Raw genomic sequence first — 10,400 nt, forward strand, 5'->3', positions numbered from 1 at the left:
ATATTAATTAATTTTTAGTATAAGGTTGGTCAATTATATCATAAACGATTCCCAATTATCCAGCAAATATTCAAGCAAAAACTTCTCAAGTTTTTGCTTGTTTTTCACAAGAATCAATTGCTTCTCCTTATCCTCTAAATTAAATCTAACAATAACGGGTTTGCACTCTGAAGGGGTTCTCTTAACTCTTATATCATTAATAATTTTATTCAAAGAACTTTGCATAACATCTTGCTCACTTACATTTTCATTTTCTAAATAAGCACCTATTTTAATATATCTGTATATCATAGTTCTACTAAATTTATAATCTAAACAAAACTCATAAAAACTATCATATCCATCAAACCTGTATAATTTATTCTTCTTTATCTCATAAAGCGCCTTGGCTAATTCCAGTTTATTAACAACTTCCTCTAAAGTCCGAGCCTTAATTTCCTCCTTAAGTTGTCTATACCTTGATCGAGCCTTTTCTTTGCCGGAAACATCCTCAACTTGAGCAACATCTCCCACCCTGCTTTTAATAGTACTAAGTATATCCATTTTCATCTTTATTCCTTCAACATAAATATTTGTAAACTAGTTTACAAATATTTATGTTGTTTTTATATTTTCAACACCTTCAATAACTTCAGCAACCTTTAAATATTCATTATAATATCGTTCACTCTCCTGAGGCTCTAATCTATAAGTAACCATTTTCTGAATAGCAACACTTCTGTGAATTTTAATCGGAACATATTCTTGATAAAGTTTTTGCAAGCTATAGAAAAATTCTTTCTTTATTTTTCTATTTTCCTCGTAAAGAGTTTGAATAACATAATAACTCTTAAAATCCTGTTTCTGATAAGCACTAATAATCTCTTGCATTTTACTTTTCAAAATATCATAACTTTCAATTGCCCATAGCTCTGCTGGTAAAGGAATAACAACCTTGGTAGCAATCATCAAAGAATTAATAAGCTCTTTATTAACCGATGGAGGGGTATCAATTAATATATAATCATAATCATCAAAATAAGGGGTCAAAATCGTTTTCAACTTATACTCCTGCCCAATAATATTCTCTCCTGAAAATTGAGAAAGCTTAATATGTGATGGGGCAAAGTGCAAATTATCTGTTATTTCATGAACAATACTCATAAAAGACTTTTTAGACTTCAATACTTCGTAAATATTATATTCTCTTATATCGATTTTGTTTTCAAAATAAGGAAGAAAATAAGAAGTAACACTGGCCTGAGAATCAATATCTATAAGTAAAGTTTTATACTTTTTAGAAAAAATAAATCCCAACATTATTGCCGTTACACTCTTACCAACGCCACCCTTAATTGAAGAGATTGTTATAATATCTCTCACCTCATACCCCTAGAATCTAAACACTTAAACCTCTTATCATAAAAAAGTTTATCTAAATTATCTTCAGCAATTAAAAGTTCTTCAGACAAAGAATTAACAACACCAATATCTTTTGCCTTAATTGAGATATTGAGCTTTTTAATCTTATTTTTTATTGTAAAATAAGAAATATTATTAATTTTAGCCAAAAAAAGAGGAGTATAATATTTTTTTCCCTCATATTCAATGAAAAAATTTTTCAAATCTGTTGTCTCTGCCAAACTCAACTACCTTTTTGCCATTCTTTCTTTAGCTTGCCTTTAATAAGATTTTGGGCCTCTTCACTTAAAAGCAACTCCCTTTTCTTAAAAAACAAGTCTTTAGAAGAAATTACACCTTCAATTTTATTTTTTTTTATATATCTCGAAAGATAAGAAGAATCACTATATCCCATCTCCTTTGAAAATTCTTTCAAATTTTTTAAAGAATTTAAAAAATTTAATGTAATTCGCACAACATTTTATCTCCTAAATAAGTTTTCATTAATAGCACAAATTATTGTCTAATATAACTAAATTTATTATAAACTATGAACATCATTTTGTAAATCAAATTGACAAAATAACTTTTTTAGTATATATATAAATTATGTTGATTTTGTTTTTTAAACATAGAGACAAAAAAGACCCAAAAATCAAGGTCTTAAACAAACTGAAATAAAGGATAAATCGATGAAAAATTTAAATTTCTTTTTATATAATAACAGCAAACTCAAGAAAAATCAAGTTAGACTAATAAAACTAATTTCCATCTTAAAATATCTAAACAAAAATAAGTTAGGATATAACCAACAAGACATACTTAACTTGGCTAACTTTTTTTTAAAAAAAGAAGGTTATGCAGTCATTAAAATGAAAACATTACAAAAAGATTTGGGCTTCCTCAAAAAAAACAATGTAATAAAAACATTTATAATAAGACTTGGGGAATACAAGGGTTCAAAAATAAAGTACATGCCAAAAATAAACGCATATCAAATATTAAAGCAAATACTCAATGCAACAGAAGAACTATTAGAAAGAACATTCAATATCATATATAAACTAAGCAAACAGGAAAAAATCAAAAATAAAACGGAGCAAAAAAATAGAACAAAAAATAGCAGTGTATATAATAATATAAATAATAATATAAATAATAAGAAAAAAATGAGAATAAAAAGGGATGAACAACAGCAAACAATAGAAAAGATATTGGAAAAATACATGTTACACAAGGGTAAACAACAAGAAACGGTTAAAATATAAGAGTAAAACAGAGCAAAGAAATGAAAAAATTAATACATAAGCCAGAACAAAGAGAAAAAAAATAAATACAGGTATAAACTTAAGAAGTTTCTTAAAAACCTAAGAGCCTTTGTAATATCTGAAATTTGAAAGGAAGAACATAAAAACAAACATAATAAACTAGACTTATACTGACAACAATAATAAAGACAAAAAAAACTCTCTATATCAAATAAGCAAACTTTTTGAACCAAAAATAAAAAAATTTGTACAAATAATTAACATGACATGTTATTTTTCAGTAGTCTCAACGAGATCAACAAGAAATAAAGGTCATTCTCTCACCAAAGAAAACCTTTTGTTAAGGTCTTATAAATTTCACAAAAAGATTAATATTATCATAAGATTATACTTACTATTGGGTCATCTTAAAGTCATTACTAAATACCAAGTAAAACACACTCATACTGCCTTAAAGTCAAAGGAATTTAAGGTATGTGTATTTCAATTAAATAACAGAAACACTGCCTCTATAAATAAAAATATCACCTTATTCCCCAAAATTTTTCAGAAAATGAATGGGTACTAAAATCAAGTAATCATTTATCAAAATTAGAAATCTTTAATTGTCTCTTGGTAAGTAAAGATTATTAAAATTGATATGTATTTCTACTTGGAGTACAAAAGGATTTCTAAAAAATACCTCAGATAAAATGTTCTAATTAAAATTCTTTGAGTGAAGAAGGTGTGTACGAAATAAACAATCTTCTCCCATTATACAAATAAAAAGAAAACCCCTTGGGGAAGGGGATTATTTAAAAGAATGTATGGTATGAAGTAAATATTGATAATAAATTCTTTTAATTTTAAAAAAGGAGAATATTTAATAATCAATTATTAGTTCAAAAATTAACCATTTCAAGTTTTTCTAAAATATTGCTAATATTTTTTCCTCAAAATTTTAAATAGATGTACCAATGTTTATCAATAACTTCGGGATTTCGAGTCGTATAAGTATTTACCACTTTAATGATAGCTTATTTACAAGTGAAACATTTATAATTTGCCTTATATTTTATTTGAGGGATGTGGATAAGAAGTCTTAACTATAATTTTTTGAGGGTTACATTTTTATACTAAAAAATTTTTGAATATATTGGGAATTAAGATAGACATGTTGTATGCTTAATTTGAAATCTCTTTTGTTAAGAATAGATTTTATTTAGAATATAAGAAAAGAAAGTCCCTACTCCTATGTCTTGTTTTGGAGAGGATTGATAGGAGTGTTGGGGACTGTTGATAGAATGCTTTCTACCGCATTTATATCTGTTTATAATATTATTTTATTTTTTTAATTTTGTAAATATTTTTAAATAATTTTATTATATTCAACGTCAAAACCGAATATTCACATAATATTGCAACAATTGACTATGCAAGCAAGTATAAATAAGTTAATAATAGTTAATATTTATAAGTTGTTACTGATGTTTACCATTATAAATTTAGATATATTTCTATTAACTACATTACACTTATTATCTTGTGTTAGAAATCATGATCAAGGTTTTTTATTGCTTTTAAAAGTCTCATTTGACCTGTTTGTAATGTAGAAATTTTTCTTTTCTTATTTCTAAAGTTTAATTCTTGGTTTATTTTTTTATTCAATTCTTGCATTTTTTTAATCTCTAAGGCACTTGGTTCATAATCGATCCATTTTTTGTCTATCCACCCTTTTTCCCATTCATAATAGCCTTCACTGTAGTTAGTTCCATTAGACTCATCGAAATGTCTTGAAAGTGCTGATATTAATTTTGCACCATACTGAAGCATTTTATCTGTTTCTGTTCTTGCAATAAATTCATCATAATCATAGGTTTTACCCGTTTGCATATTGATGATATCAATAATTAGTTTAAAGGTATTTATGCAATTCATTGCAATATTGCCAAATGGAAGATCCGGACTACTTAAGCACTTGATATTGATCGCATATTTACTCTTTAAACTTCTAGGTATTTTGAAGAAATCGACTATAAATCCATCAACTTTGGCTTTGTAATTTGCCTCATACTGAGAATTACCAAAAAAGGTTTCCCGATTACCCTCGGTCATATAATTATCATAATTCAGTATCATAGGCAATTTTTTTTCTTGAATATTATCTTGTTTAATATTTTCCATCCCATATCCTTTTGGGATCAAAAAGTTTTGCTTTGACCCCATACATTATTATAATATATATTAAATAAGAACCGATACAAATAGCTGGTGATTTTTTTAGTATGAATTCTTTGTTTGCTTAACATAAGATTGACACCCTTTTACCCGGAATCATTATTTTTTATATTTGATATTGTTTTTTTGCTGGTTTGTGATAAATTTAATTTATCTTTAACCTTTAACCATTTATAAGAAGCTTTGAGCAAGCAATTTTCTCAAAGCTTCTTATTGCTATATTACTACACAGTACTAATATAGTATAACGATTTTGATTATTTTAAAATTGGTGAATTTGAATTGATTATAATTTTTTTTAGAAAAAGTTATCTATGAGCAGATACTTATGCATTGCTATACTGTTGATGCATGTCTTACTTTTTTGAGTCTTTATGGTCCAATAAATATCCGTAAAACAATATATTTAAGTAGACTATCTATCGTTATACTATATTAGTACTGTGTAGTAATATAGCAATAAGAAGCTTTGAGAAAATTGCTTGCTCAAAGCTTCTTATAAATGGTTAAAGGTTAAAGATAAATTAAATTTATCACAAACCAGCAAAAAAACAATATCAAATATAAAAAATAATGATTCCGGGTAAAAGGGTGTCAATCTTATGTTAAGCAAACAAAGAATTCATACTAAAAAAATCACCAGCTATTTGTATCGGTTCTTATTTAATATATATTATAATAATGTATGGGGTCAAAGCAAAACTTTTTGATCCCAAAAGGATATGGGATGGAAAATATTAAACAAGATAATATTCAAGAAAAAAAATTGCCTATGATACTGAATTATGATAATTATATGACCGAGGGTAATCGGGAAACCTTTTTTGGTAATTCTCAGTATGAGGCAAATTACAAAGCCAAAGTTGATGGATTTATAGTCGATTTCTTCAAAATACCTAGAAGTTTAAAGAGTAAATATGCGATCAATATCAAGTGCTTAAGTAGTCCGGATCTTCCATTTGGCAATATTGCAATGAATTGCATAAATACCTTTAAACTAATTATTGATATCATCAATATGCAAACGGGTAAAACCTATGATTATGATGAATTTATTGCAAGAACAGAAACAGATAAAATGCTTCAGTATGGTGCAAAATTAATATCAGCACTTTCAAGACATTTCGATGAGTCTAATGGAACTAACTACAGTGAAGGCTATTATGAATGGGAAAAAGGGTGGATAGACAAAAAATGGATCGATTATGAACCAAGTGCCTTAGAGATTAAAAAAATGCAAGAATTGAATAAAAAAATAAACCAAGAATTAAACTTTAGAAATAAGAAAAGAAAAATTTCTACATTACAAACAGGTCAAATGAGACTTTTAAAAGCAATAAAAAACCTTGATCATGATTTCTAACACAAGATAATAAGTGTAATGTAGTTAATAGAAATATATCTAAATTTATAATGGTAAACATCAGTAACAACTTATAAATATTAACTATTATTAACTTATTTATACTTGCTTGCATAGTCAATTGTTGCAATATTATGTGAATATTCGGTTTTGACGTTGAATATAATAAAATTATTTAAAAATATTTACAAAATTAAAAAAATAAAATAATATTATAAACAGATATAAATGCGGTAGAAAGCATTCTATCAACAGTCCCCAACACTCCTATCAATCCTCTCCAAAACAAGACATAGGAGTAGGGACTTTCTTTTCTTATATTCTAAATAAAATCTATTCTTAACAAAAGAGATTTCAAATTAAGCATACAACATGTCTATCTTAATTCCCAATATATTCAAAAATTTTTTAGTATAAAAATGTAACCCTCAAAAAATTATAGTTAAGACTTCTTATCCACATCCCTCAAATAAAATATAAGGCAAATTATAAATGTTTCACTTGTAAATAAGCTATCATTAAAGTGGTAAATACTTATACGACTCGAAATCCCGAAGTTATTGATAAACATTGGTACATCTATTTAAAATTTTGAGGAAAAAATATTAGCAATATTTTAGAAAAACTTGAAATGGTTAATTTTTGAACTAATAATTGATTATTAAATATTCTCCTTTTTTAAAATTAAAAGAATTTATTATCAATATTTACTTCATACCATACATTCTTTTAAATAATCCCCTTCCCCAAGGGGTTTTCTTTTTATTTGTATAATGGGAGAAGATTGTTTATTTCGTACACACCTTCTTCACTCAAAGAATTTTAATTAGAACATTTTATCTGAGGTATTTTTTAGAAATCCTTTTGTACTCCAAGTAGAAATACATATCAATTTTAATAATCTTTACTTACCAAGAGACAATTAAAGATTTCTAATTTTGATAAATGATTACTTGATTTTAGTACCCATTCATTTTCTGAAAAATTTTGGGGAATAAGGTGATATTTTTATTTATAGAGGCAGTGTTTCTGTTATTTAATTGAAATACACATACCTTAAATTCCTTTGACTTTAAGGCAGTATGAGTGTGTTTTACTTGGTATTTAGTAATGACTTTAAGATGACCCAATAGTAAGTATAATCTTATGATAATATTAATCTTTTTGTGAAATTTATAAGACCTTAACAAAAGGTTTTCTTTGGTGAGAGAATGACCTTTATTTCTTGTTGATCTCGTTGAGACTACTGAAAAATAACATGTCATGTTAATTATTTGTACAAATTTTTTTATTTTTGGTTCAAAAAGTTTGCTTATTTGATATAGAGAGTTTTTTTTGTCTTTATTATTGTTGTCAGTATAAGTCTAGTTTATTATGTTTGTTTTTATGTTCTTCCTTTCAAATTTCAGATATTACAAAGGCTCTTAGGTTTTTAAGAAACTTCTTAAGTTTATACCTGTATTTATTTTTTTCTCTTTGTTCTGGCTTATGTATTAATTTTTTCATTTCTTTGCTCTGTTTTACTCTTATATTTTAACCGTTTCTTGTTGTTTACCCTTGTGTAACATGTATTTTTCCAATATCTTTTCTATTGTTTGCTGTTGTTCATCCCTTTTTATTCTCATTTTTTTCTTATTATTTATATTATTATTTATATTATTATATACACTGCTATTTTTTGTTCTATTTTTTTGCTCCGTTTTATTTTTGATTTTTTCCTGTTTGCTTAGTTTATATATGATATTGAATGTTCTTTCTAATAGTTCTTCTGTTGCATTGAGTATTTGCTTTAATATTTGATATGCGTTTATTTTTGGCATGTACTTTATTTTTGAACCCTTGTATTCCCCAAGTCTTATTATAAATGTTTTTATTACATTGTTTTTTTTGAGGAAGCCCAAATCTTTTTGTAATGTTTTCATTTTAATGACTGCATAACCTTCTTTTTTAAAAAAAGTTAGCCAAGTTAAGTATGTCTTGTTGGTTATATCCTAACTTATTTTTGTTTAGATATTTTAAGATGGAAATTAGTTTTATTAGTCTAACTTGATTTTTCTTGAGTTTGCTGTTATTATATAAAAAGAAATTTAAATTTTTCATCGATTTATCCTTTATTTCAGTTTGTTTAAGACCTTGATTTTTGGGTCTTTTTTGTCTCTATGTTTAAAAAACAAAATCAACATAATTTATATATATACTAAAAAAGTTATTTTGTCAATTTGATTTACAAAATGATGTTCATAGTTTATAATAAATTTAGTTATATTAGACAATAATTTGTGCTATTAATGAAAACTTATTTAGGAGATAAAATGTTGTGCGAATTACATTAAATTTTTTAAATTCTTTAAAAAATTTGAAAGAATTTTCAAAGGAGATGGGATATAGTGATTCTTCTTATCTTTCGAGATATATAAAAAAAAATAAAATTGAAGGTGTAATTTCTTCTAAAGACTTGTTTTTTAAGAAAAGGGAGTTGCTTTTAAGTGAAGAGGCCCAAAATCTTATTAAAGGCAAGCTAAAGAAAGAATGGCAAAAAGGTAGTTGAGTTTGGCAGAGACAACAGATTTGAAAAATTTTTTCATTGAATATGAGGGAAAAAAATATTATACTCCTCTTTTTTTGGCTAAAATTAATAATATTTCTTATTTTACAATAAAAAATAAGATTAAAAAGCTCAATATCTCAATTAAGGCAAAAGATATTGGTGTTGTTAATTCTTTGTCTGAAGAACTTTTAATTGCTGAAGATAATTTAGATAAACTTTTTTATGATAAGAGGTTTAAGTGTTTAGATTCTAGGGGTATGAGGTGAGAGATATTATAACAATCTCTTCAATTAAGGGTGGCGTTGGTAAGAGTGTAACGGCAATAATGTTGGGATTTATTTTTTCTAAAAAGTATAAAACTTTACTTATAGATATTGATTCTCAGGCCAGTGTTACTTCTTATTTTCTTCCTTATTTTGAAAACAAAATCGATATAAGAGAATATAATATTTACGAAGTATTGAAGTCTAAAAAGTCTTTTATGAGTATTGTTCATGAAATAACAGATAATTTGCACTTTGCCCCATCACATATTAAGCTTTCTCAATTTTCAGGAGAGAATATTATTGGGCAGGAGTATAAGTTGAAAACGATTTTGACCCCTTATTTTGATGATTATGATTATATATTAATTGATACCCCTCCATCGGTTAATAAAGAGCTTATTAATTCTTTGATGATTGCTACCAAGGTTGTTATTCCTTTACCAGCAGAGCTATGGGCAATTGAAAGTTATGATATTTTGAAAAGTAAAATGCAAGAGATTATTAGTGCTTATCAGAAACAGGATTTTAAGAGTTATTATGTTATTCAAACTCTTTACGAGGAAAATAGAAAAATAAAGAAAGAATTTTTCTATAGCTTGCAAAAACTTTATCAAGAATATGTTCCGATTAAAATTCACAGAAGTGTTGCTATTCAGAAAATGGTTACTTATAGATTAGAGCCTCAGGAGAGTGAACGATATTATAATGAATATTTAAAGGTTGCTGAAGTTATTGAAGGTGTTGAAAATATAAAAACAACATAAATATTTGTAAACTAGTTTACAAATATTTATGTTGAAGGAATAAAGATGAAAATGGATATACTTAGTACTATTAAAAGCAGGGTGGGAGATGTTGCTCAAGTTGAGGATGTTTCCGGCAAAGAAAAGGCTCGATCAAGGTATAGACAACTTAAGGAGGAAATTAAGGCTCGGACTTTAGAGGAAGTTGTTAATAAACTGGAATTAGCCAAGGCGCTTTATGAGATAAAGAAGAATAAATTATACAGGTTTGATGGATATGATAGTTTTTATGAGTTTTGTTTAGATTATAAATTTAGTAGAACTATGATATACAGATATATTAAAATAGGTGCTTATTTAGAAAATGAAAATGTAAGTGAGCAAGATGTTATGCAAAGTTCTTTGAATAAAATTATTAATGATATAAGAGTTAAGAGAACCCCTTCAGAGTGCAAACCCGTTATTGTTAGATTTAATTTAGAGGATAAGGAGAAGCAATTGATTCTTGTGAAAAACAAGCAAAAACTTGAGAAGTTTTTGCTTGAATATTTGCTGGATAATTGGGAATCGTTTATGATATAATTGACCAACCTTATACTAAAAATTAATTAATAT

12 protein-coding genes are annotated in these 10,400 nt (G+C 26.3%); 6 read left to right on the forward strand and 6 right to left on the reverse strand.

Translation table 11 applies throughout. The features are described from left to right. Positions 1–33: 33 nt before the first annotated feature. From bvRMA01_RS04560 to bvRMA01_RS04575, 4 genes are read right to left on the reverse strand one after another with little or no spacing between them, the layout of a single operon-like run. Positions 34–549 carry a chromosome replication/partitioning protein gene (locus tag bvRMA01_RS04560; protein WP_247032491.1) on the reverse strand — a complete coding sequence of 172 codons (516 nt, stop codon included), beginning with the start codon at positions 547–549 and terminating at the stop codon, positions 34–36. Positions 550–594: 45 nt separating this feature from the next. Further along, positions 595–1,362: a ParA family protein gene (locus bvRMA01_RS04565; RefSeq protein ID WP_247032492.1), complete on the reverse strand. Its 768-nt coding sequence runs from the start codon at positions 1,360–1,362 to the stop codon at positions 595–597. Continuing rightward, positions 1,359–1,622 carry a hypothetical protein gene (locus tag bvRMA01_RS04570; RefSeq protein WP_247032493.1) on the reverse strand — a complete coding sequence of 88 codons (264 nt, stop codon included), beginning with the start codon at positions 1,620–1,622 and terminating at the stop codon, positions 1,359–1,361. The genes bvRMA01_RS04565 and bvRMA01_RS04570 overlap by 4 nt, the downstream gene beginning before the upstream one ends. Before the next feature lie 2 nt (positions 1,623–1,624). Beyond that, positions 1,625–1,855: a hypothetical protein gene (locus bvRMA01_RS04575; protein WP_088895098.1), complete on the reverse strand. Its 231-nt coding sequence runs from the start codon at positions 1,853–1,855 to the stop codon at positions 1,625–1,627. 217 nt (positions 1,856–2,072) lie between these two features. On the opposite strand from bvRMA01_RS04575, the gene bvRMA01_RS04580 reads away from it, so the two are divergent. After that, complete coding sequence (locus bvRMA01_RS04580) at positions 2,073–2,648, forward strand: plasmid maintenance protein (RefSeq protein WP_247032494.1); 576 nt, start codon at positions 2,073–2,075, stop codon at positions 2,646–2,648. Between the two features lie 1,527 nt (positions 2,649–4,175). On the opposite strand, the gene bvRMA01_RS04585 is transcribed toward bvRMA01_RS04580, so the two are convergent. Then, a complete protein-coding gene (locus tag bvRMA01_RS04585) occupies positions 4,176–4,853 on the reverse strand; it encodes a hypothetical protein (RefSeq protein ID WP_247032497.1) in 678 nt (225 codons plus the stop codon). Between the two features lie 697 nt (positions 4,854–5,550). Between bvRMA01_RS04585 and bvRMA01_RS04590 the strand changes: the two genes are divergently transcribed. Further along, positions 5,551–6,228: a hypothetical protein gene (locus bvRMA01_RS04590; protein WP_247032497.1), complete on the forward strand. Its 678-nt coding sequence runs from the start codon at positions 5,551–5,553 to the stop codon at positions 6,226–6,228. A gap of 1,526 nt (positions 6,229–7,754) precedes the next feature. On the opposite strand, the gene bvRMA01_RS04595 is transcribed toward bvRMA01_RS04590, so the two are convergent. Further along, positions 7,755–8,150 carry a plasmid maintenance protein gene (locus tag bvRMA01_RS04595; protein ID WP_247032498.1) on the reverse strand — a complete coding sequence of 132 codons (396 nt, stop codon included), beginning with the start codon at positions 8,148–8,150 and terminating at the stop codon, positions 7,755–7,757. 395 nt (positions 8,151–8,545) lie between these two features. On the opposite strand from bvRMA01_RS04595, the gene bvRMA01_RS04600 reads away from it, so the two are divergent. Genes bvRMA01_RS04600 through bvRMA01_RS04615 form a run of 4 tightly spaced genes read left to right on the forward strand, consistent with a single transcriptional unit; the run spans position 8,546 to position 10,367 of the window. Then, the gene (locus bvRMA01_RS04600; RefSeq protein WP_088895098.1) at positions 8,546–8,776 is read left to right on the forward strand and encodes a hypothetical protein; all 231 of its coding nucleotides are present in this window, start codon (positions 8,546–8,548) and stop codon (positions 8,774–8,776) included. A gap of 2 nt (positions 8,777–8,778) precedes the next feature. After that, the gene (locus tag bvRMA01_RS04605) at positions 8,779–9,042 is read left to right on the forward strand and encodes a hypothetical protein (RefSeq protein WP_247032493.1); all 264 of its coding nucleotides are present in this window, start codon (positions 8,779–8,781) and stop codon (positions 9,040–9,042) included. Next, entirely contained in the window at positions 9,039–9,806 is a 768-nt protein-coding gene (locus bvRMA01_RS04610) for a ParA family protein (RefSeq protein WP_247032492.1), read from the forward strand. The genes bvRMA01_RS04605 and bvRMA01_RS04610 overlap by 4 nt, the downstream gene beginning before the upstream one ends. Before the next feature lie 45 nt (positions 9,807–9,851). Further along, on the forward strand, positions 9,852–10,367 hold the full coding sequence (locus tag bvRMA01_RS04615; protein WP_247032491.1) for a chromosome replication/partitioning protein: 516 nt from the start codon (positions 9,852–9,854) through the stop codon (positions 10,365–10,367). The last annotated feature ends 33 nt before the right edge of the window (positions 10,368–10,400 follow it).

It is taken from the genome of Borrelia venezuelensis (genome assembly GCF_023035835.1).
In the GTDB taxonomy this organism is placed as follows: domain Bacteria; phylum Spirochaetota; class Spirochaetia; order Borreliales; family Borreliaceae; genus Borrelia; species Borrelia turicatae.

Bases quoted from the DNA above. Each gene is read 5' to 3' on its own strand.
- bvRMA01_RS04560 (WP_247032491.1), bottom strand. From the start codon at position 549: ATGAAAATGGATATACTTAGTACTATTAAAAGCAGGGTGGGAGATGTT.
- bvRMA01_RS04580 (WP_247032494.1), top strand. From the start codon at position 2,073: ATGAAAAATTTAAATTTCTTTTTATATAATAACAGCAAACTCAAGAAA.
- bvRMA01_RS04585 (WP_247032497.1), bottom strand. From the start codon at position 4,853: ATGGGGTCAAAGCAAAACTTTTTGATCCCAAAAGGATATGGGATGGAA.
- bvRMA01_RS04590 (WP_247032497.1), top strand. From the start codon at position 5,551: ATGGGGTCAAAGCAAAACTTTTTGATCCCAAAAGGATATGGGATGGAA.
- bvRMA01_RS04595 (WP_247032498.1), bottom strand. From the start codon at position 8,150: ATGAAAACATTACAAAAAGATTTGGGCTTCCTCAAAAAAAACAATGTA.
- bvRMA01_RS04615 (WP_247032491.1), top strand. From the start codon at position 9,852: ATGAAAATGGATATACTTAGTACTATTAAAAGCAGGGTGGGAGATGTT.